The sequence below is a fragment of the Roseivivax sp. THAF30 genome, assembly GCF_009363575.1.
Classification (GTDB): domain Bacteria; phylum Pseudomonadota; class Alphaproteobacteria; order Rhodobacterales; family Rhodobacteraceae; genus Roseivivax; species Roseivivax halotolerans.
On record NZ_CP045389.1, the window covers coordinates 1,898,030 to 1,923,314 of the forward strand.

The window sequence follows — 25,285 nt, forward strand, 5'->3', positions numbered from 1 at the left end:
GGCAGATAGCGGGCGGACCACATGGTCCGCCCTGCCCGTCTTCAGCCGTTCGCGGCTGCGAGCGCCTCGCGATGCGAGGTCAGCTCTTCGGCCACGAGGAACGCGAGTTCCAGCGATTGCGACGCGTTGAGGCGCGGATCGCACGCGGTGTGGTAGCGATCCGAAAGGTTCTCGTCCGAGACCGCGTAGACGCCGCCGGTGCATTCGGTCACGTCCTGACCGGTCATCTCGAAATGGACCCCTCCCGGGACGGTGCCTTCCGCCTTGTGCACCGCGAAGAAGTCGCGCACCTCGCGCAGAACCGCATCGAACGGCCGGGTCTTGTAGCCGGAGGCGGACTTGATCGTGTTGCCGTGCATCGGATCGCAGACCCAGGTGACATTCGCACCGGCCTCGCGCACCGCCTGGATGAGACGCGGCAGGTTCTCGCCCACCTTGCCCGCACCGAAACGCGCGATGAGGGTCAGCTTGCCCTCTTCGTTCGTCGGGTTCAGCTTTTCCATCAGGATCTTGAGATCCTCGGCGGTGGTGCTCGGCCCGCATTTCAGTCCGATCGGGTTCAGAACGCCGCGCGCGAATTCCACATGCGCGCCGTCCGGCTGACGCGTGCGATCGCCGATCCAGATCATGTGGCCCGAGCCCGCAAGCCACTTGCCGGACGTCGAGTCGAGGCGGCACAGCGCCTCTTCATACTCGAGAAGAAGCGACTCGTGGCTGGTGTAGAAATCCACCGTCGAAAGGTTGTGGTTCGACGCGCTCTCGAGCCCGGCGGCCTTCATGAAATCGAGCGTATCCGAAATCCGGCCCGCCATCTCGCGGTATTGCGCGGCCTTCTCGCTTTCGGTGAAGCCGAGCGTCCATTGGTGGACCTGGTGGATATCCGCATAGCCCCCCGTCGAGAACGCGCGCAAAAGGTTCAGCGTCGCGGCGGCCTGGGTGTAGGCCTGAAGCATCTTCTGCGGGTTGGGAATACGGGCTTCCGGCGTGAAAGCCAGCTCGTTGATGATATCGCCCCGGTAGGACGGCAGCTCCAGATCGCCCTGGGTCTCGGTCGGAGCCGAGCGCGGCTTGGCGAATTGCCCGGCCATGCGGCCGACCTTCACCACCGGCACCTTCGCGCCGTAGGTCAGCACCATCGCCATCTGCAGCATGACCTTGAACGTGTCGCGGATCGCATCGGCCGAGAACTGGTCGAACGCCTCGGCGCAATCGCCGCCCTGGAGGAGGAACGCCTCGCCGCGCCCGGCGGCGCCGAGCTGACGCTTGAGAGCACGCGCCTCACCGGCGAAAACCAGCGGCGGATACTGGGAGAGCTGTGCCTCGACAGCGCCAAGGGCCGCCTCGTCGGTATATTCCGGCATCTGAACCCTGGGTTTCTGCCGCCAGCTCGTTTTCTGCCATTCGCTCATGCTATCTCTCCGATGTCGCGGATCCGTCTGCTCCGTTTCGGGGGCCGGGTTTAGACCATAGAGCTCCGGGTGACCATACAGCATTTCACCTGCGCTTCTTGACGCCGGGGGCCGCTTGATGACTCTGGGTCAATTCCGTCGAACTGAGTCGGACCAGGAGATGTGCCAATGCTGAGTGACGACAATGTCGTGGAGCTCGAAGGCGAAGCCCGGCTTCAGCGGTACGTGTTCGTCCTGCTCGACAATTTCACACTGATCTCCTTCGCGTCAGCCGTGGAAACCCTGCGCCTTGCCAACCGCATGGCGGGCCAGACGATCTACACTTGGACGCTATTGGGAGAGAATGGCGAGACCGCGACCTGCTCTGCCGGAACGACCTTCCATCTCGACGGCGGGCTCGGCTCGCTCGGGCGGGACGACACGGTCGTCGTGTGCGGCGGCATCGACGTCCAGTCGACCACGACCAAGACCCTGCTCAACTGGCTTCGCCGCGAGGCGCGCAACGGGCACCGGATCGGCGGCCTGTGCACCGCGGCGCATGTGCTGGCGAAGGCCGGCCTTCTCGACGGCAAGCGCGCCACGATCCATTGGGAGAACCAGGACAGCTTTCTTGAGGATTTCGACGAGGTCGAACTGACCAAGTCCGTGTTCTGCGTCGATGGCAACCGGTTTACCACCGCAGGCGGCACAGCCTCGCTCGACCTGATGCTCCGCCTTGTGGCACGCGATCACGGCGAGGCGCTTGCGAACGCGGTGGCCGACCAGCTCATCTATTCCTCGATCCGAACCGATCAGGACGTGCAGCGCCTGTCTGTGCCGACGCGCATCGGCGTGCGTCATCCAAAGCTCGCCGAGGTCATCCAGAAGATGGAGGCCAATATCGAGGAACCGATCAGCCCCGCGCGTCTCGCCAAGGAAGTCGGCATGTCGACGAGGCAGCTCGAGCGGCTGTTCCGGCGCTATCTCAACCGCAGCCCCAAGCGGTACTACATGGAGCTGCGTTTGCAGAAGGCGCGCAACCTTCTGATGCAGACCGACATGACGGTGATAAACGTGGCGCTGGCCTGCGGCTTCACCTCACCTTCGCATTTCTCCAAATGCTACCGGTCGCATTACAAGACGACGCCGTACCGCGAGCGCGGCTCTCACGGCGAGGACCGGGTGAGGTGATCCGAACGGAGCGTCTGCTGCTCCGGCCGGCGCGCAACGACGATCTGGAGGACTTGCACGCGATCTTTTCGGACCCGCGCGCCATGCGCTACTGGGATCGTCCCGCCTACGAGGACATCGAGACCACACGCGCCTTCCTGCGCTGGTTCATGACCCCGGATCAAGAGCGCCGCGAGGAGTACATCATCGAGTTGGACGAACGGGCCATCGGCAAGGCGGGTATGTGGGCCAAGCCCGAAGTGGGCTTCATTCTGCATCCCGATGTCTGGGGCCAAGGCTATGCCTTCGAGGCGATGAATGCGGTGATCCCGCGCGCTTTCGCGGCGCATCCGAAGCTGCCTGCCCTGACCGCCGAGATCGATCCGCGCAACCGCGCTTCCGAAGCTCTCCTGACGAAACTCGGCTTCGAGCGGACTGGCTTTGCGGAGAAGAACTTCCTCTATGGCAGGGAGGAATGGTGCGATACCTCCTATTACGCGCTGGAGCGGCCGAAAAGATGACCTAGCGGTAGGCAAGCTCGCCCTTTTCTTTTCAAAATCGCCCGCCTAACGTCGGGTTCAGGACCAAGATCCTAATTCAGGGAGACAGACATGAAAAAGCTGCTGATGGCGACCGCCGCCACCGCATTGACCGCAGGGACCGCCTATGCCCAAGACGCCGAGAGCGTTCCGCTCGGCATCCTTCTGAGCTTCACCGGCCCGATCGAAAGCCTGACGCCCGCGATGGGCTCCGGCGCCGAGATGGCGATCTCCGAAGTCTCGGAGAACGAGAATTTCCTCGGCGGCGCGGCCGTAACGCCCGTGCGCGGCGACGCGACCTGCGTGGACGCCGCCGCTGCGACCGCGGCAGCCGAGCGGATGATCACCTCCGAAGGCGTTGTCGGCATCATGGGCGCCGACTGCTCGGGCGTGACGACCGCGGTTCTGGCAAACGTCGCCGTGCCGAACGGCGTTGCGATGATCTCGCCGGCGGCAACCTCTCCGGCCCTGTCGAGCGCCGAAGACAATGGCCTGTTCTTCCGCACCGCGCCCTCCGATGCGCGTCAGGGTCAGGTTCTGGCCAGCATCCTCAATGAAAAGGGCGTCGGCTCGGTCGCCGTGACCTACACCAACAACGATTACGGCAAGGGTTTTGCCGACGCGTTCCAGGCCGCCTTCGAGGAAATGGGCGGCGAGGTCACGCTGTCTGCCGCGCATGAGGACGGCAAGGCGGACTATTCCGCCGAAGTCGGCGCGCTGGCCTCCGCGGGCGGCGACGCACTCGTCGTGCTCGGCTACGTGGACCAGGGCGGCGCAGGCGTCATCCAGGCAGCGCTCGACACCGGCGCATTCGACACCTTCGCCTTCGGTGACGGCATGATCGGCGATGCGCTGACCGCAGCCTTCGGCTCCGACCTCGACGGCTCCATCGGCACCGCGCCGGGCAGCGAGAACGAGGGCGGCGCGATCTTCGCCGAGATGGCGTCCGAAGCCGGAATCGACGGCACGTCGGTCTATGCAGGCGAAAGCTACGACGCGGCGGCGCTCCTCCTGCTCGCGATGGCCGCGACGGGCTCCACCGATGCGACCGAGTATTCGGGCGCGATCATGGATATCGCCAACGCGCCCGGCGAGCCGATCCTGCCGGGCCAGCTTGGCGACGCGCTGCAGATCCTCGCCGATGGCGGGGAGATCGACTATCAGGGCGCATCGGGCGTGGAACTCGTGGGATCGGGCGAAGCCGCCGGCTCCTATGCCGAGTACACGATCGAGGATGGCGCGCTGAGCGTTGTCGGCTACCGCTGAGTCACATTAGATCAAATGACGCTGCGGCCCGGGGTTTCATCCCGGGCCGTTTGCGATAAGAGACGTGGCCAAACCGGCCCGAGAGCCGGGGCTTTGAAGGGATATTCCAGTGATCCGGGTCGATACCCTCCACCGCCATTTCGGCGGATTCCGGGCCGTTGACGGGGCCAGCCTAGAGATTGCCACGGGGTCGATCACCGGCCTTGTGGGGCCGAATGGCGCGGGCAAGTCGACATTGTTCAACGTGATCGCGGGCGCGCTGCCGCCGACAAGCGGTCATGTGTACATGGACGGCGAGGATATCACCGGCCTGCCGCCGCACGAGCTGTTTCACAAAGGCCTTCTGCGAACCTTCCAGATCGCGCATGAGTTTTCCTCGATGTCGTGCCGCGAGAACCTGATGATGGTGCCGGGCAGCCAGTCCGGAGAGACGCTCTGGAACGCCTGGTTCGGCCGCGGCCGGATCGCCGAGGAAGAAGCCTCGCTTCTCAGGAAGGCGGATGAAGTCCTTGATTTTTTGACGATATCGCATCTGAAAGACGAAAAGGCCGGCAACCTCTCAGGCGGACAGAAGAAGCTCCTGGAGCTTGGCCGCACGATGATGGTCGAGGCCAAAATCGTCTTTCTCGACGAGGTCGGAGCCGGTGTGAACCGTACGCTTCTCAATACGATCGGGGACGCGATCAAGCGGCTCAACGAAGAGCGCGGCTACACCTTCTGCATGATCGAGCATGACATGGATTTCATCGGCCGGCTCTGCGATCCGGTCATCGTCATGGCCGAGGGACGGGTTCTCGCCAAGGGCACGATCGACGAGATCAAGTCGAACGAAGAGGTGATCGAGGCCTATCTCGGCACCGGCCTCAAGAACAAGGAAGCGACGTCATGAGCGACGCCTATTCCGGTCGCGGCAACAAGGACCGCTCGCTCGGGCGCGAGCCGGGCGTCAGCCAGGGCGATCCGGTCGCCAAGGGCGGTGCGGCGCGCCCTGCCCCGGATGGTCCCTTCCTGATCGGCGATGCGATGACGGGCGGCTATGGCAAGGGCGCGGACATCCTGCATTCCTGCACCATCGCGGTAGAGCGCGGCGAGATCGCCGTCATCGTCGGCCCCAACGGCGCAGGCAAGTCGACCGCGATGAAAGCGGTCTTCGGGATGCTGCACCTGCGCGAGGGCGCGGTCCGGCTCGATGGCGAAGAGATTACCGAGCTGTCGCCTCAGGACCGCGTGAAAAAGGGCATGGGCTTCGTGCCCCAAACCTCCAACATCTTCACTTCGCTGACCGTCGAGGAAAACCTCGAAATGGGCGCGTTCATCCGCGAAGACGACATCTCGGAAACGATGGCGCAGGTCTACGACCTGTTCCCGATCCTGAAGGAAAAGCGGCGCCAGCCTGCGGGCGAATTGTCAGGCGGGCAGCGCCAGCAGGTCGCCGTCGGCCGCGCGCTGATGACGAAACCCAAGGTTCTGATGCTCGACGAACCGACGGCGGGCGTCAGCCCCATCGTCATGGACGAGCTTTTCGACCGGATCATCGAGGTTGCCCGCACCGGCATTCCGATCCTGATGGTCGAGCAGAACGCGCGCCAGGCACTCGAGATCGCGGATAAGGGCTACGTCCTCGTCCAGGGCCGCAACGCGCATACCGGCACCGGGAAAGAGCTTCTGGCCGATCCCGATGTGCGCCGGTCGTTCCTGGGGGGCTGATTCCGATGGATCTTCTCAACGCCTTCATCGTTCTGTCGAACTTCGTGCTTGTCCCGGCGATCGCCTATGGCGCGCAGCTTGCCATCGGCGCGCTTGGCGTGACGATGGTTTACGGGATCTTGCGGTTCTCGAACTTCGCGCATGGCGACACGATGGCCTTCGGAACGATGGCGACGATCATCGCGACCTGGGGGCTGCAAGCGGCGGGTATCACGTTCGGCCCGCTGCCGACCGCGCTTCTGGCGATCCCCGTCGGCATCGCCGCGTGCGCCGCGCTCGTGCTGGCGACCGACCGTGTCGTCTATCGCTTCTACCGCGCCCAGAAAGTGGTGCCGGTCATCATGGTGATCGTCTCCATCGGCGTGATGTTCATCTATAACGGTATCACGCGGATCATCCTGGGGCCGGACGACCAGCGCTTCGCCGATGGCGAGCGGTTCATCATCTCGGCGCGCGATTTTCAGGACATGACGGGCCTCGAGGAAGGTCTCGCGATCCGCACCACGCAAGGCATCACGCTCGGTGTCGCCATCATCGTCGTCGTCGCGCTTTTCTGGTTTCTGAACCGCACCCGCACGGGCAAGTCCATGCGGGCCTATTCGGATAACGAGGATCTGGCGCTTCTGTCGGGGATCGACCCCGAGCGTGTGGTTCGGGTGACCTGGCTCATCGTGGCGGCGCTGGCGACCATCGCGGGCGTGCTTTATGGGCTCGACAAGAGCTACAAGCCCTTCACCTATTTCCAACTGCTCCTCCCGATCTTCGCGGCGGCCATCGTCGGCGGGCTCGGCTCGCCGATCGGAGCCATCGCGGGCGGGTTCGTGATCGCCTTCTCAGAAGTCGCGATCACCTATGCCTGGAAACGGGTGCTGGAATACACCCTGCCCGAGACCCTCGCGCCAGACAGCCTCGTGCAGCTTCTGTCCACGGATTACAAATTCGCCGTGAGCTTCGTGATCCTCGTCATTGTTCTTCTCTTCCGGCCGACCGGATTGTTCAGGGGGAAATCGGTATGAACGACCGTCTCCGCGCCGTTCTGCTCTTCGGCCTTGTTGCCCTGATGATCGTGGGCACGGGCTTCGTGCAAAGCTGGAACTCGGCGCTCATCATTCTGAACATGGGTCTCGTTTCGGCGCTGATGGCCTTGGGCGTGAACCTGCAATGGGGGTTTGCCGGGCTCTTCAACGTGGGCGTCATGGGCTTCGTCGCGCTTGGCGGGCTTGCGGTCGTGCTGACCTCGATGCCCCCCGTGGGCGCGGCCTGGAGCACGGGCGGACTGCGGATCCTTGCAGGTCTCGCCCTCGGGGCGGCGTCAATCGTCGCTGCGATCCTCGTCTGGAAGAAGACTTCGGGCCGGGTTCGCGGCTGGGCCGTCGCGGCGGTGCTCCTCGTCGGGTTCTTCGCCTTCCGGACCGTCTTCGATGCCGGCGTGGAAGCGGTGGAGGCGGTCGATGCCGCGACATCGGGATATCTTGGCGGGCTGGGTCTGCCGGTCCTTCTGGCCTGGCCCGTCGGCGGGCTTCTGGCTGCGGGCGCGGCCTGGATCATCGGCAAGACGGCGCTTGGCCTTCGGTCCGACTACCTCGCCATCGCAACGCTCGGCATCGCAGAGATCGTCATCGCGATCCTGAAGAACGAGGATTGGATGTCCCGCGGCGTCAAGAACGTCAACGGCCTGCCGCGTCCGGTCCCCTACGAGGTCGACCTGCAGGCGGATCCCGGTTTCGTCGAGCGCGCGGGCAGCATCGGGCTCGACCCGACAACCGCGTCGACGCTCTGGGTCAAGCTCGGCTATTCGGTGCTCTTTACGGTCGTTCTCATGATCGTCCTCGTCCTGGCGCAACTCGCCCTCCGGAGTCCCTGGGGCCGAATGATGCGCGCGATCCGCGACAACGAAACCGCCGCGCGCGCGATGGGCAAGGACGTGACCGGCCGGCATTTGCAGGTCTTCATCCTCGGTTCGGCAATCTGCGGCATCGCGGGCGCGATGATGACGACCCTCGACGGGCAGCTGACGCCGACCTCCTACCAGCCCCTGCGCTATACGTTCCTTATCTGGGTGATGGTGATCGTCGGCGGGTCCGGCAACAATCTCGGCGCGGTGCTCGGCGGGTTCTTCATCTGGTTCGCCTGGGTGCAGGTCGAACCCCTGGGCCAGGCGGTCATGGGCATCGTGACCTCGGGCATGGAAGATGGCGGCTTGAAGCGTCACCTTATTGACAGCGTGCAGCACATGCGCCTTCTGACGATGGGGGTGATCCTGCTCCTGGTGCTGCGTTTCTCGCCGAGGGGCCTTCTGCCCGAGCGATGACTTTAAGACCTTTAGGCAAGTGACACCTGCAATCGCAGCGGCGTAGGCTCTAAGTGACACCTAGAGCAAAGACATTCGCGATGAGCCCAGCCTTGCGCCAAGCCGAGCCGACACAGTTCACCAAAGCGCTGGTGGTCGACGATCACCCGCTGTTTTGCGATGCGCTGACCCTCACGCTGACCTCGATCGGCGAATTCGACAGCGTGGCCACCGCTGGCACCTTGCAGGAAGCCCTCGACCGGGTCGAAACCCATGGTGCCGATTTCATCGTCCTCGATCTCAACCTGCCGGATGTGAATGGTCTCGACGGCCTGGTGCGGCTCCGTAAGGCGGTGCCCGACGCGGCAATCCTGATCGCCTCATCGATGGCGGATAACCGGATGATCTCACATGCGCTGAAAGCCGGCGCGAACGGGTTCGTGCCGAAGCATTCTCAACGCGCCGTCTTCTCTCGCGCCTATGGCGCAATGGCTGGCGGCGAGACATTCCTGCCCGAAGGCTATATCGATCCCGAAGGCGGCCCATCCGATGCCGGACCGCTCGATGCGGTCGAGCGGCTGGCGACGCTGACCAATCAGCAATCGCGCATCTTGTCACTCATCTGCGAAGGTAAGCTCAACAAGCAGATCGCCTATGAACTCTCCATCGCCGAGACGACGGTGAAAGCGCATGTGACCGCCATCATGCGAAAGCTCGGTGTCCATAGCCGAACCCAAGCGGTTCTGATCGCGCAGAAAGCCAGCTTCAGTCAGGTCTTGCCAACCGGCGAGGAAGCCCAATAACCTCCCGCCGGGAGGACATCACGCCAGTGGACGGAGCACTCGACAGCCCGGCCCGCACCGCGCGCGCGGCAGGGCGTATCTTGCGAACAGCCCAGGTCAACGGACGCGATCCGGATGCCGCCTCGCAGATCCGCGACGCGCTCGGGGCCGAACCGATGGCGCTTCTTGCACTCTTTGTCACGCCCGACGCGGATTTCGATACGCTTCTGGCAGGGGTCGCATCGGCATGGCCGGATACGCCCCTCATCGCTTGCACGACCGCCGGGGAACTCGGGCGCAACGGCTACGAGACCGGCGAGATCGTGGCGGTCGCCTTTCCCGCGGCCGATTTTTATATCGAGACGCTGGAAATCCCGGATCTGGCGCAGATCGAGGACCAGGTTCTGATCGACGCCGTGATCCAGACGCGGACAACGCTGTCCGAGCGCGCGCCCGAGGCATGGTCCGAATTCGCCTTTCTGATGGTCGATGGTTTGTCGCTGGCCGAGGAACGCCTGACGACGCTTCTGGCGACCGGGCTCGGTTCCATGCCCTTGTTCGGAGGGTCGTCCGGCGACGGAACCCGCTTTGCCGAGACCCAGATCCACTTCGGCGGCGCGGCGCGTCGGAACGCGGCGGTTGTCGCGCTCGTGCGCTCGCGTGCGCCGGTCAAGGTCTTCACGCTCGATCATCTCGAACCGACCGAGACGCGGATGGTCGTGACCGGCGCCCGTCCCGAGGAACGGATCGTTACAGAGATCAACGCCGAGCCCGCCGCCGCCGAATATGCCCGGCTTCTTGGCAAGGATCCTCACCAGCTCGATCCCTTCATCTTCGCGGCACATCCCGTCGTCGTTCGCCTGGGCGATGTCCACCACGTCCGTGCGATTCAGCGCGTGAACGACGCCGGCGAGCTTGTCTTCTTCTCCGCGATCAACGAAGGCATGGTGCTGACCCTCGCCGATCACGCCGATATCGCCGAACATCTCGAGGATCGGCTCGGTGCGATGCAGGAGGACGGCGCGCCCGTGGAGATCCTCGCCTGCGACTGCATCCTGCGGCGCATCGAAGCCGAGCAAAGCCAGAAGGCACGTGCCATTTCCGAGATCCTGCGCCGCCACAACGTGACCGGGTTCTCGACCTATGGTGAGCAGATCGGCGCGCTGCACGTCAACCAGACCCTGACAGGCGTCGCCTTCTTCCGCCCGGAGGACGACACGAATTGACCTCGACCTCGCTCATCAATCCGTCCGACACGATAGAGCGTCAGAACGAAAAGCTTTTGCAGATCACTGACGCGCTCATGCGGCGGATCGAGAACCAGACATCGCAATCGGGCGTGGCCTTCGCGCAATTCGAGCGAGCCGCGCTTCTGGAAAAACAGGTCCGCCAGCGCACCTCCGAGCTCGAGCGGACGCTCGACCTTCTCCAGGATTCCAATGCGCGTCTCGCGAGCGCCAGCGCGGAGGCACAGGATGCCCGCCGCGACCTTGCCGATGCGATCGAGACCGTCAAGGAAGGCTTTGCGCTCTTCGATCCAAATGACCGGCTGGTGATGTTCAACTCGCGCTTCTGCCGCGATTTCCGCGATGTGGCTCCGAAACTGACCGCCGGGATGAGTTTCAACGAATATATCGACCGGATCGCGTCCAGCCGCTACCTCGCCCTGCCCGACGCGGATACCCCCGCAGGCTGGCGCGTGCGCCGTCTGGAGCGGCATCAGGACCGCAACGTGATGTTCAACGTCGAGCTGACGCAGGACCGCTGGCTGCAGGTCTCCGAGCAGCGCACGGGCAAGGGCGGCACCGTTGTTTTGCAGACCGACGTGACCGACCTCATCCGCATCGAACGCCAGGAACGTGCACGGCTCGAGAGCGCGCAGGCCCGGCTTATCCAGGCGACCCTCGACCATCTCAACCAGGGCGTTGCCATCTTCGACGAAGACGGTCTGCTTTTGGGCTGGAACAGGCGCATCGGCACGCTTCTCGCGGTGCCCGCGCATTTGATCCAGCTCGGCATCGCCTTCGAGGCGCTGGTCGACCAGCTTGGCCGTGACCTGGATTTCCTTGGCGATGTGGACCGCGCGGCCTTCCGCGCCTGGGCGTCTCGCCAGGGCCGCGGAGAGCCCATCTCGTTCGAGGTGCGGCACGGACGGCGGGACGTTTTGCATGTCTTCGGCAGCGGCCTGCCCGATGGCGGCTTCCTCGTTTCGGTGACGGACGTGACCGCCGAACGCGAAGCGGCGCAGCGGCTTTTCGAGATCAACGAGATGCTCGAACAGCGTGTCATGGAACGCACGCTTGAACTTGAGGATGCCCTCGGCGCGGCGGAGCGCGCCAATGCCTCCAAGAACCGCTTCGTCGCCGCGGCCTCGCACGACCTGCTTCAACCGCTGTCGGCGGCCGAGCTCTTCATCTCTTCGCTCGCGGGCCGGCTCGAGAACGACGCGGACCGGCAAGTTGCGGCCAAAGCCGGCTCCGCGATCAAGAGCGCGGTCAGCCTGATCGACGCGCTTCTCGACATCTCCAAGCTCGACAGCGACAGGCAGCGTTTCGACATCCGGCCGGTCGCGCTGAGCGAGATTTTTCTGCCGCTCCGGGACGAGATGGAAGTTCTCGCCACCGACAAGGGTCTCGGCTTTTCCATCGTCGACAGCGCCCTCACCGTGGAAAGCGACCCCGCCTATCTGCGCCGCGTCATCCAGAACCTTGCCGCCAATGCGATCCGCTACACGGAGACGGGACGCGTCCTCATCGGCGTACGGCGCCAGGGCAATTCGGCCCGGATCGAGGTCTGGGACAGCGGTCCCGGCATCGCCGAAGAGGACCAGGACCGCATCTTCGAGGAATTCCAGCGTCTCGATTCAAAGGCGAGCCGCAACGACGGGCTTGGCCTCGGCCTTGCCATCGTGGAGCGCGCCTGTGCGCGGCTCGGTCATCCGCTGGGCCTCTGGTCGGAGCCGGGACGCGGCTCCTGCTTTCAGGTCAGCGTGCCGCTCGCGGGCCGCGCGCAGCCGCGCGTCATCTCGGCCCAGGCACCGAGAAAGATCGACCTCGGGCGCACGGGACTCATCGTCCTTTTGGTGGAGAACGAGCCGGAACTCCGCCGCGCGATGCAGCTTCTGATGGAAAGCTGGGGCGCGGACGTGATCGAGGCTGGAGATGGTGAAGCCGCGATCGACCTCATCGCCGATCTTGAGCTGATGCCCGACGCGATGATCCTCGATCAGCAGCTCGGACCCGGGTTGAGCGGCACCGACCTGCTGGTGGAACTCACCCGGCGGTTCGGTCCGCGCCCTGCCCTGATCCTGACCGCCGATCGCTCCGAGGAGGTCCGGCGCACGTGCGAAAGTCTGGGCGTCGAGCGGATGCTGAAACCGCTCGACCGGACGCGTCTCGGACAATTCCTGACCGAGGCCGCGCGCGCCGTGCCTTGAGGCTCAGAGCATCGCCTTGCAGCCGCGATGCGCGTTCGGCCGGCCAATATGACGCGGGTTTTTCACGATGATCCACCGCGGCTCTGCGCCGGGCGGGCCGACACGGCTGTAGGTGCAGCCATCGGGCGTGGTGAACCATTGGCCGGTATCAGCCCCCTGCGGTGCGGGCTGTGCCGGACCGGGCCGGATCTCGATCTCGACGCTCCGGGTTTGGGCCTGTGCCGTGAGCGGAAGCAGCGAAAGACTGGCGGCGATGATGACCTTGTGCATGGCGGACCTCGTTCCGTGGATTGAGAGTCGCTGATGCCGCCAGTCACCGCCGTGACCGGGGCCCCAATATGGCGAGGACGCGAAGTTTCGGTCGAATTTTTGGGATCACCGTCCGATCACGATATCGGCGCGAAGCCCGCCGAGTGTCTCGCTCGCGCCGAGGCGAAGCACACCGCCATGCGCACGCGCGATATCGGCGGCAATGGCGAGCCCGAGCCCGACGCCAGAGCCACGGTTCTGGTTGCGCGATGGATCTAGGCGGACGAAGGGGCGCACGGCCTCCTCGCGATCCTCGGGCCGGATGCCGGGACCGTCATCTTCCACGCGAATCCTGAGCGCGTTCGGCGTGATCCTGAGGCTTACCTCGCAGCGCGAGCCATAGCGCACCGCGTTGCCGATCAGGTTCTCGACCGCGCGGCGGATCGACACCGACCGGAGCGGAACATCGCCCTGCCCCTCGACCTCAGCAAGCTGAACATCGCGGCCCGCGCGGACCTGATCGTCGACAATGGCCCGAACCAGCGCGGCGGGGTCCGTCGGTTCCGCCGTTCCTGCCTCGGCATCGCCCCGCGCGAAATCGAGGAAAGCGTCGATCAGCCGCTCCATCTCGGTGACATCGCCCTCGAGCGCGGAGCGTTCCTCCTCGCTCAGCATGGAAAGTTCCAGCTTCATCCGCGTGAGCGGCGTTCGCAGATCGTGGCTCACCCCTGACAGCATCATCGTGCGCTGTTCGATCTGCCGCTCGATCCGGGCGCGCATGTCGAGAAAGGCATGACCCGCGATGCGGACCTCGCGCGCGCCCGCCGGGGTATAGGCAACGTGCCGGCCGCGTCCGAACGCTTCGGCGGCATCCGCAAGCCGCGTGATAGGTCGCAGCTGGTTCCGCAGGTAGAGATAGGCGATCGTCGTCATCAAGACGCCGAAAAAGATCATGTTCACAAGAAGCTGGTGCGGGTTCGATGCCGACGCACGGTTCCGTCCGAACCGCACGCGGTAGAGCTCGCCATCTCTCTCGAGAAAGACGAAAACATCTGCGTCGTTCGGGGTCACGACCTGCCGGATGCCGCGCACGCGACTCATCAGCTCGTCGATCACCACCAGCGCGGAGAAGTCATACCAGCGCCGATCCGATCCAGCCGGAATGCCGTCTTCCGAGACGCCGATTACCTCGAAATCGAGGGACAACGGCCGAATCTGGTCGTCAGGCTGCATCGCGACATTGAGCGAGCGCGCGATTTCCGAGGTCATCTGGCGGGTCACGCCCTCGAAATGGCGCTGGATGAAGACCACCGAGACCACGAGCTGCAGCGTGACCACCGGCAGGATCAGGATGAGAAAAGCCCGCCCGTAAAGGCCGCGGGGCATGGTGCGTTTCAGCCAGTCGAAGCTCATGGCACAGTGCTAGCGCAGCCTCATGGCCCGCGCCATCAGTAATGCGAGGCACAAGATCTGGCTTCGGCGGAAACCCGACAATCGGACCGCTCCCTACCCTTGGAACGCCCCGCGCGACCGGATACACGTCGCAAACCGAATGTTCAGCAAGGCCGCCCTGCCATGCCTCGCGTTGCCACCGCTCTTGCGCTCTGCCTGTCTGCCGCCGCGACGGCGGTATCGGCGCATCCGCATATCTTCATCGACACCACGTTCGACCTGCGCTTTGACGAGGAGGGTCAGCTGGTCGCTGTCGAAGTGGAATGGAGCTACGATGCCTTCTACTCGATGCTCACCGTCGAGGAGGCGGGTCTCGATGCGGATGGGGACGGCGTGCCTGAGCAAGAGCGTCTCGATGCCTTTGCCGGCACCGATGTCGATTGGGCTGGCGGCTTTCCGGGCGATTTCGATGTCCAGCTCGGGGGGACGCCTCTCGCGCTCGAAACCGCCGAAGCGCATGAGGCGAGCTATCAGGATGGCAGTCTCGTGACCCGCCACGTCCGCCCGCTTGAAGAGCCCGTCTTGCCGGGAGGTGAGGCAATCATCGCGCGCGCTTATGATCCGACCTATTTCGTCGCGTATGACGTTCCGACAACGCCCGAAGCGACGGGGCCTGTGTCCTGCACCGTCGAACGCACCGAGGCCGATACCGAGGCAGCGCAGGACAAGTACGGCGAGCTTCTTGCCGAGATCGACGAGACCGAGGATCCTTTCGAAACGGTGGATCTGCCCGATATCGGCATCCTCTTTGCTGACAGGTTTGTGTTCTCATGCGCGCAGACAGGCTGATCCCCGCCGCCCTCGTGCTCGCCCTGGGCCTTGCCGCGCTCCTGATCGGCACGGCAGACGATGTCGCGGCCTGGGCGGCGAGTTGGCAACGCGAGTTCCAGAACGGGCTTGCGGGGGCGCTCCGGGCGTTGCAGGCGGGTGATCCAGGCGCGACGCTGACGGTTCTCTCGCTCTGTTTCGCCTACGGGTTCGTCCACGCGGCAGGTCCGGGGCACGGCAAGTTTCTCATCGGCGGTTACGGGGTCGGGAGCGCGGTGAAGCTTCGCACCCTTGCGCTCGTCGCGCTCGCCTCGTCCCTCGGGCAGGCCATGACCGCCGTCGGGCTCGTGGCGCTCGGCTTCGGGCTGCTCGGCATCTCCCGCGAGGCGCTGACGGATATGGCCGACGGACATCTGGCCGTCATCAGTTTCGGCGCAATTGGCGCGATCGGTTTGTGGCTGATCATCCGCGGAATGCGGCATCTGCGGCGGCAAACGCCGGCCGCGCATCATCACGATCACGCGCATCACGAGGCCTGCGGCTGCGGGCATGCACATGCCCCCTCGCCCGACGACCTGGCGCGGGCTGGCGGCGCACGAGACATCGCCGCGCTGATCGGTGCTATTGCGATCCGGCCGTGCACCGGCGCGCTGTTTCTTCTGGTGATCGCCTGGTATATCGACCTGCCTTGGATCGGGATCGCGGGCGCGTTCGCGATGGGCTTAGGCACGGCGGCCGTTACGATCCTCGTCGCGATCCTGGCCACCTCCTCGCGCCAGGCCATTCTGACAGGGCTCAGTGACAATCCGCGGCTGGCAAGACTGGGGCCAATCCTGGAGATCTGTGCCGGTGCTGCCGTGATCCTAATCGCGGCTCAGGCAATCGCCCTGCAGATATAGCTGCCGTGGCGGGAACCATTCGCGCCCCCGCGCGTTGGCAAGATGTCTTAACTGTAGACTGCGGTATCCAGAATGTCCGACATTCCTCGCCCCCTCCCCGTCACGGACGGGATCGTGCTTGACGATCAGGAAGCGCTTGCCCCGGGCTTCAGCCCGGCAGACGCGGCGCGGCTCGTGCAGGAATTCGATACCGACATCGCGCCTCCCTACCGCGTCGCGACTGCGCCTGCATCCGAGCTGGAGGAAGGCACTCCGCCGGCCTTCGTCGACATGGCCGAGGTCGACAGGGACTTCGACGCTTACTGAAAACGTCCGATATGAACGCGAAAAGGGGTGGCCGTCGGGCCACCCCTTTCCTCGTGTGAGAACCGAACTGATGTCTTGGTCAGCGGCTGCGTTGGTCGTAATCCCTGTCGCGCTTTCTACCCGTCAGCGCGTAGATGATTGCGGTGACGAAGGAGAGCGCGACGAGACCTAGGATGAAAGTCTGTGTCATTTTCTGCGCGTCCTTCTGCTCTTTATTTGGCAAACAAACTGCGCCCCACTTCCTAAAGTTCCGTCACCGTCACGGTCTTGTAAGATTACCGGCAGATTTCGTGACAATATCGCCACTAGAGCGGCAGATTGGCACGCTGCTGTTCGGCCTGAGCCGCTTCTTCATGGGCTGCGGCAAGCTGGCCCCGCGAGGCCATCCGGGCCAGCGCTGCTTCTATCAACGCCTTGAAAAGACGGCGATGTGCGCGGCGGTAGAAGATGTGCTCGGGATGCCATTGAACGCCGATCGCCATCGGATCGCGGATGCGCTCGATCGCCTGGATCATGCCGCCCTCGTCGCGGGCCGCCACCCGAAGCCCGCGCCCGAGCTTGTGTACGGCTTGCGAGTGCAATGCATTGACCTTGAGGCAGTCCTTCCCGGTCACGCGGGACAGAAGGCTGCCCTCTTCCACGTCGACGCGCTTTTTCGGCAGGATCGTCCGATAGTAGCGCGAATCGTAGACGTCGTAGGCGTCCTGGTGCAGGTCACCTCCCAGCACAACGTTGAGCATCTGCGAGCCGCGGCAGATCCCGAGGATCGGAAGGTTCCGCTCGAAAGCTTCCTTCAGGACGGAGCTTTCCAGCTCGTCGCGGTCGGGATCGAGACGAACGCCTACGCGCAACTCTCCCCCGTAAAGCGTCGGTGCGATATCGTCACCGCCGCCGATGACCACGCCATCGACCGCGTCGAGATCGATCTCCCGGTCACTTTGCCAGCGGATCGCACGCCCGCCGGCCAGCCAGATATTGAGCGCCATGATGGGGAAGATGCGCCAGCCCGAACGGCGCGAGACCGTCACGCCGATCACCGGATGTCGGGTGCTCATGCGAAGCCTCCGACGATCTCGGCGGACCGTTTAGTCCAATCGCCGCGCGTCGTGGTGAGGCGTCCGCGGTGGTCGCGCCAGGCGTTGCAGAGCTCTGCGACAAGATCCGCGTCCTGCGCCACTTCCTCGACGCGCACCCAGCGGTTCCATTCAAGGCCGAGCGACCAACCGTCCTCGTCGATCCGGGCGTCGGGCAGCCGGAAATGGTAGGTCGGTCGCGCGGAGACAAGGTTCAGGTCCATCGCCTTCGCAACGCGGTCCCGGTCGATCTCGGCGAAGAGGCACAGCATGTCGAGCCCATGGTTCCGCGACGGCGCACGGTCGAGATAGATGTCGATGAGATGCTCGAGGCTTTCGACCTCTCCGGCCAGCGCATCGAGAAGCGGACGTGGATAGGGATCGACGAAAGGCAGCATGCGCCGTGCCAAGTCGATGCCCATCGCATCGCGAAACGCATCCTCAAGGAAGGCATAGCTTCGCAGCACGGGAAGGATATTGTCGAGAGAGAGGTCGACAACCTCGGGATTGAAATGCACGCCGAAGCCGAGGAATATCCCCGAGGCGGTCCCCGTGGCTCCCGCTCCGGCCAGCGCATCGCACAACTCGTCGATCCGGGCGATGTCAGCGGGCTCGATCGGAGCGGTCACGATCTCCACCGGAACGACCATGCGCGCCAGATCATGGACGCGCTGCTCCAAGGCAGTCTCCGCCCGCTTGAGGTATTGCGTGTCGAGATAGACCTCCACGGGGCCTATCTCGGTGTCTTCGATCACGTAGCCCTTCTCGCCGCGCTCAGATCGCGTGCCGCCGAGCACGTCCTCGACGATTCCGGTCACCCGCTCTTCCGCAAGCGCGCCGAACTCGATCTCCACGCCCACCTTGCGGGGCGCGCCATCGGCATTCCTCGGGACTGGCAGGGCTTTCGGCGTCTCGGACATCAATAATCCACCACTTCGGGTTTGAAATCGGAAATCCGGAAATCGACCCGCACACAGAAGCGTTCGCCCTCCATGCCGTGCGAAAGCTCGCCTCCGAGCTGGGTCGCGAAAGCCTGAATAAGCCGCAATCCAAGCCCGCCCATCGGATCGATCTCGGGGGGATGTTCGGGATCGGAGGAATTGACGACTTCCAGCGTCACGTCCCGGTCGGATGTGGTCTTCAGGCGGACGGAAATCTGCTGCGAGCCGGTGCTGTCGGCTTGTGCGTATTTCTCCGCATTGGCCAAAGCTTCCGCCGTCAGAAGCGACAGCGGCATCGCCTGATCGGGATAGACATCGACCTGATCGAGATCGCGTGTGATCTTGATATTCCGATTGCCATGCTCGGCGGCGACGGCCACCTGATCGATAAGCTCGTTGAGAAGCTCGCGCACATCCACATGGCCCAGATCCGCCGTGCGGTAAAGTTGGCGGTGGATTGCCGCAAGACCTCGGATGCGGTCTTGCAGCCGTCGCAGGACGCGCTTGGTTTCATCCGTCTCGCTCTGACGGATTTGCATGTTCATGATCGAAGAGATGAGCTGCAGGTTGTTTTTGACCCTGTGGTGCACCTCTTTGAGAAGGATGGTTTTTTCCCGCAGCGTATTCTCGAGCTGCGCTTCGTCCTGGAGGATCGAGTCGGACATCTGAAGGAAGTCGTTCTCCATGTCCCGAAGCTCGAGCGCCATGTCCGATCCACTCGACTGTGCCGGCAGCCTGCGGTCGCGCGCGAAGCTCCGCATCTGGTAGCGCAAGGTGCGGATGTGCCGGATCACGAGACGATTGACCGCGAGATAGGCCACGATCACGCTGGCCGCCCACATCACGAGCGGCAGCATCTTTGCAAAAGCCCCGGTCTGAAGCGCAGTGGCGTTCGGACTTTCGGGATCCCAGACGGTCAGGGCATAGGCGAGGTCGGGCACGACGCTCGCCACTGCGTAGATATAGCTCTCGCCCGAACCAGAGCGCCCGAGGAAGCTGTATTGATCCCCCTCGGTCAGCGTCTCGATATTGAGATCCCCGGGCAGCAGGTCTCCGAGGCGATTGTATTCGCCAAGCGATTTCAGGATCTCGCCTGTGTCGTTGATGAGCACGACATCGATGTATCCGGGATTGGCCGCCTCTTCGCGGTTCTCTATGGCGCTCATGATACGGACCGGGACAGAGATGATGATGTGCCCCAGATGTGCCCCGTCGCGCAAAACCGGCCGGTATATCGATACCACCGACTCGCCGCTGACCGGAGCGAAGTCAAAGCGAAGGATCTTCGGTCGTGGCTGACCGAGTGCCTCGATCGCGCCGGGATACTGACTGAGATCGATCGTTTGATCGGTGGTCGAGCAGAAGACCGATCCGTCTACACCGAGAAAACCCACGAAGCTGACATAGCCATTGAGCTCCTGATACTCGCGCATCGCAAGCTCGCAGCTCTCATCGGTTCCGACGGTTTCGCGCGCTATCGCTCCCAGAGCTTCGGCCGCCCCGAATGCACGGGTCAGGAGAGCCCGCTCCGGTGCCATCGCCGCCTCGGTCAAGTCGGCGAGACTGAGCTGCGTTCGGGCGCGCGTTTCCTGGTCGAGCTGAGCGGTTTGCAAATACGCGACAAGGCCAAGCGGGATCAGCGCAATCGACAGGAACGCAATGATCCGTGCCCCCAATCCGCTCGGGATCGGACGTGGGCCTGGCGCGCCAATCATGCTTACCTCGCTGTGGCGGGTTTGTTGCCGGAGACGACTGCCATTGTGGCTTGATCGGTCAGCTCGAAGGCTTCTTCATCGCTCAGCGACAGAAGCTCCGTCAGACGCGCGCGGGCCCGGTTGGTGCGGCTCTTGATCGTGCCGACGGCAACGCCGCACATCTCGGCGGCCTCCTCGTAAGAAAACCCTGACGCTCCGACCAGGATCAGCGCTTCACGCTGCTCGTCGTTGAGCGTCTGGAAGGCGCGCATGAAGTCGGCCATCTGCAAGCGCCCGTCATGGGCCGGCTTTTCAGAGAGTGTCTCCGTCAAGAGGCCGTCTGCATCGCCAACCTCGCGGCCGGCCTTGCGCCGGTTCGAGTAATAGGTGTTCCGCAGGATCGTAAAGAGCCAGGCGCGCATGTTCGTTCCGGGCTCGAACGTATGGATCTTGGTCCACGCCTTTACAAGCGCGTCCTGAACCATGTCATCGGCAAGTGATCCATTACGCGTCAGCGACAGAGCGAAGGCGCGCAGTGCTGGCAGATGCTCGACCAGCTCGTCGCGGGGATCTGCACTCATTCGTCATTCTCGCCCGAATTGCTTACCTTGGCCTCGTCTTGCTCTTTCAGCTGGGACAAAAGGTCGAGAAAACGGTCGGGTACATCCTGCTCAAGCATGTCCCGATACACTTTTTTCAGATTCTCGTCGATCACATCGTCTCGCTTTGTACTAGGTTGATCGTGAGCCATCATTTCCCTTGCACTTGGATTGCGCGCCCATTTTCCGGCCCTTAATTCGGGAACAAACAGCAAGTGTCGACGTTAGGTTCCAGAAAAAGTTACGACGAAGGATAGAATTTTATGCCACAGGCAGACCTCAGCAGCGAGATCGGTACCGCTCTTCCCTATCTGCGCCGATATGCACGCGCTCTTACGGGGTCGCAGACATCCGGCGACAAATATGCCGCCGCGACCCTTGAGGCCGTTCTCGCAGACCGCGAGATGATTGCAAACGCGTCATCGGCCAAGGTCGGTCTTTTCGGGATGTTTCATGGTATCTGGGTGACAACAGGCGCGCCGGTCACCGAAGAGGACGACGGCCCGCTCAAGGCCGCGCAAGGCCATTTGTCGCGTCTGACGACCAACAGCCGCGAGGCGCTGCTTCTGCATACGATCGAGGAGTTCCCAGTCTCGCAGGTGGCTGAGGTCATGAACATCTCTGCCGAAGAGGCGGAAACGCTCATCGAAACGGCGCGGCAGGAAATGGCAGACGGCATGTCGGGCCGGGTCCTCATCATCGAGGACGAGGCGATCATCGCGATGGATCTCGAAAGCATCGTCGCCGATCTCGGCCACCGCGTGACCGGCGTCGCCCGCACCCGGGACGGCGCGCGTCAGCTCGGCTCGAAGGAAACGCCGGATCTCATCCTCGCCGACATCCAGCTTGCCGACAATTCCTCCGGCGTCGATGCGGTGAACGATCTCTTGAAGGATCTTGGCGAGCGGCCGGTGATCTTCATCACGGCCTTCCCAGAGCGGCTCCTGACGGGCGACAAACCGGAGCCGGCGTTTCTGATCTCCAAGCCCTATTCCGAAGAGCAAGTCCGCTCCGCGATCAGCCAAGCCATGTTCTTCTCCTCGACGGAGACGCTGCGGGCCTGATGTGACGCCATCTGTTTTAGGAAGCGCCGGGACATCGCTGTCCCGGCGCTTTTTCGTGCGCGCTATACCTTGCGAACCACTCGCATGACGATGGCGGCGATGAACAGCACGAGGAAGATGAAAAACAGGATCTGCGCGATCCCGGCGGATGCCGATGCGATACCGCCAAAGCCGAAAACCGCGGCGATGATCGCTATGACGAGAAACGTAAGTGCCCAACCAAGCATGATCGTCCTTTCCCCCGGGTTTCTCCCGGGACAAATGCACCGGCCGGAAGCGCCGGATATGGTGCATCTGAAACGCCTGTAAATGGCACTCGGTTCCCTTGCGTTAGATCGGACACGTCAACCTGAAGAAGACGGCTCCGCACGTGGAGAGAAGACAAGTCTTGCGATGACGTGATGGTCCGCTGCCTCGACGGGCCACTGCGTTGCAGGCGCGTTGTGGCCGGACAGCGTGTATCTCCTGCGCCAATCTGACAGCCGCTAACATCGCTGCGCTTGCGGTATTTATACGCAAAGAGTGAACTATGTTTACAACTACATTCGCTCTTGGAAAATATATTTACAAAAACCTTTCGCGTTTTGAGGTACTTGTTTCCTTGTTTTCACAGCTGCCGTATCGTCAGGCGCAAATTCCATGGTCGCGACGGGGGAGTCGCATGGCCATGCGATGTTCAGGAGGAGGCGATATGAGTGATGTGAAGATCTACGCGCCGAGCGACGAGATGGTGTCGAAGGCGCATGTGGATGCGGCGCGGTACCGGGAGATGTATGCGCGCTCGATCGAGGATCCCGAGGGGTTCTGGGGCGAGCAGGCAAAGCGGCTCGACTGGGCCAAGGCGCCGACGAAGATCAAGGATGTGAATTTCGACTACGGCTCGGTCTCGATCAAGTGGTACGAGGACGGCAAGCTGAACGTCGCCGAGAACTGCATCGACCGGCATCTGGAGACCCGCGGCGACCGGACCGCGATCATCTGGGAGCCGGACGAGCCCGGCGAGGACGCCCAGCACATCACCTACCGCCAGCTCCACGAGCAGGTCTGCCGCATGGCGAACGTGCTCAAGGACCAGGGCGTCGGGCGCGGCGACCGGGTGGTGCTCTACCTGCCGATGATCCCCGAGGCGGCCTACGCGATGCTCGCCTGCGCGCGGATCGGCGCGATCCATTCGGTGGTCTTCGCGGGCTTCTCGCCCGATGCGCTCGGCCAGCGGGTCAATGGCTGCGATGCCAAGGTGGTGATCACCGCCGACGAGGCCCCGCGCGGCGGACGCAAGACCGCGCTCAAGTCGAACGCGGACAAGGCGCTTCTGCATTGCAAGGACAGCGTCAAATGCCTCGTCGTGAAGCGCACCGGCGGGCAGACCACCTGGACCGAGGGGCGCGATGTCGACCTCAGCGCGGCGATGGCCGAGGCGGGCACCGACTGCCCGGCCGAAGAGATGGGGGCCGAGGATCCGCTCTTCATCCTCTACACGAGCGGCTCGACCGGCCAGCCCAAGGGCGTCGTGCACACCACCGGCGGCTATCTCGTCTTCGCCAGCCTCACCCACGAGGTCACCTTCGACTACCATGACGGCGACATCTACTGGTGCACCGCCGATGTCGGCTGGGTGACGGGGCACAGCTACATCGTCTACGGGCCCCTCGCCAACGGCGCGACGACGCTGATGTTCGAGGGCGTGCCGACCTATCCCGATGCGGGCCGCTTCTGGCAGGTCTGCGAGAAGCACGGGGTGAACCAGTTCTACACCGCGCCGACGGCGATCCGCGCGCTGATGGGCCAGGGCGAGGAGCACGTGACGGGCTCGGACCTGTCGTCCCTGCGCATCCTCGGCACGGTCGGCGAGCCGATCAACCCCGAGGCCTGGGACTGGTATCACCGCGTCGTCGGCCAGGAGCGCTGCCCGATCGTCGACACCTGGTGGCAGACCGAGACGGGCGGCCACCTGATGACCCCCCTGCCCGGCGCCCATGCGACCAAGCCCGGCGCGGCGATGAAGCCGTTCTTCGGCGTGAAGCCCGTCGTGCTCGAGACCGAATCGGGCAAGGTGATCGAGGACAGCCCCGCCGAGGGAGTTCTGGCCATCGCGGATAGCTGGCCCGGCCAGATGCGCACGGTCTGGGGCGATCACGAGCGCTTCGAGAATACCTATTTCCAGCAATACAAGGGCTATTACTTCTCGGGCGACGGCTGCCGGCGCGACGCGGACGGCGATTACTGGATCACCGGCCGGGTCGACGACGTGATCAACGTCTCCGGTCACCGGATGGGCACGGCAGAGGTCGAGTCGGCGCTCGTCGCGCACGAGAAGGTCGCCGAGGCCGCGGTCGTCGGCTACCCCCACGACGTCAAGGGCCAGGGCATCTACTGCTACGTGACGCTGATGAAGGGCCAGGAGCCCTCGGACGATCTCAAGAAGGAGCTCAGGAACTGGGTCCGCCAGGAGATCGGCCCCATCGCCTCGCCGGACCTCATCCAATGGGCCCCCGGCCTGCCCAAGACCCGCTCGGGCAAGATCATGCGCCGCATCCTGCGCAAGATCGCAGAGAACGACTACGGATCCCTCGGCGACACCTCCACCCTCGCCGAACCCGAAGTCGTCGACGACCTCATCGAGAACAGGATGAATCGGGGAGCTGAATGATGGACGGTCAGGATGCCTCGCAAGCGGCCCCGGTCTTCATCCTTCTCGGCCCTCCGGGCGCCGGGAAAGGCACGCAGGCACGGCGGCTCGAAAGCGCGTTCGGACTGGTGCAGCTCTCGACCGGAGACATGCTGCGCGCGGCCGTGAAATCAGGCACCGACGCCGGCCGGCAGGCGAAGGCCGTGATGGAAGCGGGCGATCTTGTCTCGGACGAGATCGTCACGCGTATCCTCGCCGACCGGCTCGCCGAGCCCGACACGGCGCGCGGCGTGATCCTCGACGGCTTCCCCCGCACCGCGGCGCAGGCCGAAGCGCTCGATGCGCTTCTCAGGGAGCGCGGGCAGCGGATCAACGCCGCGATCAGCCTCGAGGTGGACGACGTCGAGATGGTGACGCGCATCTCCGGGCGCTACACCTGCGCCGCCTGCGGCGAGGGCTATCATGACAGCTTCAAGACCCCCGAGATGGACGGTGTCTGCGACAATTGCGGCGGCACGGAGATGACCCGGCGCGCCGACGATTCCGCGGAGACGGTCGGTGCGCGGCTCGAGGCGTATCACGCCCAGACCGCGCCCCTCATCGCGCATTACGACGCCCAGGGCGCGCTGACCCGCGTGCCGGCAATGGGCGCAATCGACGATATCGCCCGAGATCTCGGTGCGATCGTAACCCGGACGCGCGGCTGAACCCCGCGCGCTTCGTTTTCAAGGAGGAGGACCCGCAACCATGGCGGACACACGAACGACCTCTCAGGTCACATCGGACGGAAAGGCCTACTGGAAGGCCAATATCCGTCTCATCTTCATCAGCCTGATCATCTGGGCATTGGTGAGCTTCGGCTTCGGCATCCTGCTGCGCCCGGCGCTTTCCGGCATTTCCGTGGGCGGCACGGATCTTGGCTTCTGGTTCGCCCAGCAAGGCTCGATCCTCGTCTTCCTGGTGCTGATCTTTTTCTATGCCTGGCGGATGAACAAGCTCGACCGTCAGTTCGGCGTGGACGAGGAGTAAGCGT

The 25,285-nt window shown here is 63.9% G+C and carries 26 protein-coding genes; 17 read left to right on the forward strand and 9 right to left on the reverse strand.

The genetic code is table 11. The annotated features are described in order from the left end of the window. Window positions 1-41 precede the first annotated feature (41 nt). Window positions 42-1,409, reverse strand: coding sequence for a class II 3-deoxy-7-phosphoheptulonate synthase (locus tag FIU91_RS09280; RefSeq protein WP_093014534.1), 1,368 nt, complete (start codon window positions 1,407-1,409; stop codon window positions 42-44). Between the two features lie 168 nt (window positions 1,410-1,577). Here FIU91_RS09280 and FIU91_RS09285 point away from each other — a divergent pair, with 168 nt between their 5' ends. From FIU91_RS09285 to FIU91_RS09330, 10 genes are all read left to right on the forward strand, one after another. Then, a complete protein-coding gene (locus FIU91_RS09285) occupies window positions 1,578-2,579 on the forward strand; it encodes a GlxA family transcriptional regulator (RefSeq protein ID WP_152462239.1) in 1,002 nt (333 codons plus the stop codon). Continuing rightward, window positions 2,576-3,079 (forward strand): GNAT family N-acetyltransferase, encoded by a 504-nt coding sequence (locus FIU91_RS09290; RefSeq protein WP_254702086.1) that lies wholly within the window; start codon window positions 2,576-2,578, stop codon window positions 3,077-3,079. Before FIU91_RS09285 ends, FIU91_RS09290 begins: the two co-directional genes overlap by 4 nt. Window positions 3,080-3,169: 90 nt before the next feature. Beyond that, window positions 3,170-4,363: an ABC transporter substrate-binding protein gene (locus FIU91_RS09295; protein WP_093014542.1), complete on the forward strand. Its 1,194-nt coding sequence runs from the start codon at window positions 3,170-3,172 to the stop codon at window positions 4,361-4,363. Window positions 4,364-4,472: 109 nt separating this feature from the next. Next, a complete protein-coding gene (locus FIU91_RS09300; protein ID WP_152462241.1) occupies window positions 4,473-5,252 on the forward strand; it encodes an ABC transporter ATP-binding protein in 780 nt (259 codons plus the stop codon). After that, window positions 5,249-6,070: an ABC transporter ATP-binding protein gene (locus FIU91_RS09305; RefSeq protein WP_152462242.1), complete on the forward strand. Its 822-nt coding sequence runs from the start codon at window positions 5,249-5,251 to the stop codon at window positions 6,068-6,070. The genes FIU91_RS09300 and FIU91_RS09305 overlap by 4 nt, the downstream gene beginning before the upstream one ends. 5 nt (window positions 6,071-6,075) lie before the next feature. Next, a complete protein-coding gene (locus FIU91_RS09310; RefSeq protein ID WP_152462243.1) occupies window positions 6,076-7,086 on the forward strand; it encodes a branched-chain amino acid ABC transporter permease in 1,011 nt (336 codons plus the stop codon). Further along, complete coding sequence (locus FIU91_RS09315) at window positions 7,083-8,381, forward strand: branched-chain amino acid ABC transporter permease (RefSeq protein WP_152462244.1); 1,299 nt, start codon at window positions 7,083-7,085, stop codon at window positions 8,379-8,381. Before FIU91_RS09310 ends, FIU91_RS09315 begins: the two co-directional genes overlap by 4 nt. A gap of 80 nt (window positions 8,382-8,461) precedes the next feature. After that, a complete protein-coding gene (locus FIU91_RS09320; protein ID WP_093014557.1) occupies window positions 8,462-9,163 on the forward strand; it encodes a response regulator transcription factor in 702 nt (233 codons plus the stop codon). Window positions 9,164-9,189: 26 nt separating this feature from the next. Then, window positions 9,190-10,368, forward strand: coding sequence for an FIST N-terminal domain-containing protein (locus FIU91_RS09325; RefSeq protein WP_254702087.1), 1,179 nt, complete (start codon window positions 9,190-9,192; stop codon window positions 10,366-10,368). Further along, the gene (locus FIU91_RS09330) at window positions 10,365-12,578 is read left to right on the forward strand and encodes a PAS-domain containing protein (RefSeq protein WP_254702088.1); all 2,214 of its coding nucleotides are present in this window, start codon (window positions 10,365-10,367) and stop codon (window positions 12,576-12,578) included. The genes FIU91_RS09325 and FIU91_RS09330 overlap by 4 nt, the downstream gene beginning before the upstream one ends. A gap of 3 nt (window positions 12,579-12,581) precedes the next feature. Here FIU91_RS09330 and FIU91_RS09335 read toward each other — a convergent pair whose 3' ends face one another. After that, window positions 12,582-12,848: a hypothetical protein gene (locus FIU91_RS09335; protein WP_152462245.1), complete on the reverse strand. Its 267-nt coding sequence runs from the start codon at window positions 12,846-12,848 to the stop codon at window positions 12,582-12,584. 105 nt (window positions 12,849-12,953) lie between these two features. Further along, complete coding sequence (locus FIU91_RS09340) at window positions 12,954-14,240, reverse strand: ATP-binding protein (RefSeq protein ID WP_152462246.1); 1,287 nt, start codon at window positions 14,238-14,240, stop codon at window positions 12,954-12,956. Window positions 14,241-14,402: 162 nt separating this feature from the next. On the opposite strand from FIU91_RS09340, the gene FIU91_RS09345 reads away from it, so the two are divergent. The 3 genes from FIU91_RS09345 to FIU91_RS09355 all read left to right on the forward strand — a co-directional run bounded on the left by FIU91_RS09345 (window position 14,403) and on the right by FIU91_RS09355 (window position 16,252). After that, window positions 14,403-15,068 carry a DUF1007 family protein gene (locus tag FIU91_RS09345; RefSeq protein WP_152462247.1) on the forward strand — a complete coding sequence of 222 codons (666 nt, stop codon included), beginning with the start codon at window positions 14,403-14,405 and terminating at the stop codon, window positions 15,066-15,068. Further along, the gene (locus FIU91_RS09350) at window positions 15,050-15,946 is read left to right on the forward strand and encodes a nickel/cobalt transporter (protein WP_152462248.1); all 897 of its coding nucleotides are present in this window, start codon (window positions 15,050-15,052) and stop codon (window positions 15,944-15,946) included. Before FIU91_RS09345 ends, FIU91_RS09350 begins: the two co-directional genes overlap by 19 nt. A 72-nt stretch (window positions 15,947-16,018) precedes the next feature. Beyond that, window positions 16,019-16,252, forward strand: coding sequence for a hypothetical protein (locus FIU91_RS09355; protein ID WP_152462249.1), 234 nt, complete (start codon window positions 16,019-16,021; stop codon window positions 16,250-16,252). Between the two features lie 305 nt (window positions 16,253-16,557). Here FIU91_RS09355 and FIU91_RS09360 read toward each other — a convergent pair whose 3' ends face one another. From FIU91_RS09360 to FIU91_RS19405, 5 genes are read right to left on the reverse strand one after another with little or no spacing between them, the layout of a single operon-like run. Beyond that, a complete protein-coding gene (locus FIU91_RS09360; protein WP_152462250.1) occupies window positions 16,558-17,307 on the reverse strand; it encodes a gamma-glutamyl-gamma-aminobutyrate hydrolase family protein in 750 nt (249 codons plus the stop codon). Further along, entirely contained in the window at window positions 17,304-18,245 is a 942-nt protein-coding gene (locus tag FIU91_RS09365; RefSeq protein ID WP_152462251.1) for an amidoligase family protein, read from the reverse strand. The genes FIU91_RS09360 and FIU91_RS09365 overlap by 4 nt, the downstream gene beginning before the upstream one ends. Continuing rightward, on the reverse strand, window positions 18,245-19,981 hold the full coding sequence (locus FIU91_RS09370) for a sensor histidine kinase (RefSeq protein WP_152462252.1): 1,737 nt from the start codon (window positions 19,979-19,981) through the stop codon (window positions 18,245-18,247). Before FIU91_RS09370 ends, FIU91_RS09365 begins: the two co-directional genes overlap by 1 nt. 2 nt (window positions 19,982-19,983) lie before the next feature. Then, the gene (locus FIU91_RS09375; RefSeq protein WP_093014583.1) at window positions 19,984-20,541 is read right to left on the reverse strand and encodes an RNA polymerase sigma factor; all 558 of its coding nucleotides are present in this window, start codon (window positions 20,539-20,541) and stop codon (window positions 19,984-19,986) included. Further along, window positions 20,538-20,774: a NepR family anti-sigma factor gene (locus FIU91_RS19405; RefSeq protein ID WP_139218720.1), complete on the reverse strand. Its 237-nt coding sequence runs from the start codon at window positions 20,772-20,774 to the stop codon at window positions 20,538-20,540. Before FIU91_RS19405 ends, FIU91_RS09375 begins: the two co-directional genes overlap by 4 nt. Window positions 20,775-20,822: 48 nt before the next feature. Here FIU91_RS19405 and FIU91_RS09380 point away from each other — a divergent pair, with 48 nt between their 5' ends. Beyond that, window positions 20,823-21,623, forward strand: a complete 801-nt coding sequence (locus FIU91_RS09380) for a response regulator (RefSeq protein WP_152462253.1) — start codon at window positions 20,823-20,825, stop codon at window positions 21,621-21,623. A 62-nt stretch (window positions 21,624-21,685) separates the two neighbouring features. On the opposite strand, the gene FIU91_RS09385 is transcribed toward FIU91_RS09380, so the two are convergent. Then, window positions 21,686-21,850: a DUF1328 domain-containing protein gene (locus FIU91_RS09385; protein WP_093014589.1), complete on the reverse strand. Its 165-nt coding sequence runs from the start codon at window positions 21,848-21,850 to the stop codon at window positions 21,686-21,688. A 464-nt stretch (window positions 21,851-22,314) separates the two neighbouring features. Here FIU91_RS09385 and acs point away from each other — a divergent pair, with 464 nt between their 5' ends. Genes acs through FIU91_RS09400 form a run of 3 tightly spaced genes read left to right on the forward strand, consistent with a single transcriptional unit; the run spans window position 22,315 to window position 25,281 of the window. Then, window positions 22,315-24,273, forward strand: a complete 1,959-nt coding sequence (gene acs / locus FIU91_RS09390; protein WP_152462254.1) for an acetate--CoA ligase — start codon at window positions 22,315-22,317, stop codon at window positions 24,271-24,273. Then, entirely contained in the window at window positions 24,273-24,959 is a 687-nt protein-coding gene (locus FIU91_RS09395; RefSeq protein ID WP_152463702.1) for an adenylate kinase, read from the forward strand. Before acs ends, FIU91_RS09395 begins: the two co-directional genes overlap by 1 nt. Before the next feature lie 40 nt (window positions 24,960-24,999). Next, complete coding sequence (locus FIU91_RS09400) at window positions 25,000-25,281, forward strand: DUF4212 domain-containing protein (protein ID WP_152462255.1); 282 nt, start codon at window positions 25,000-25,002, stop codon at window positions 25,279-25,281. The last annotated feature ends 4 nt before the right edge of the window (window positions 25,282-25,285 follow it).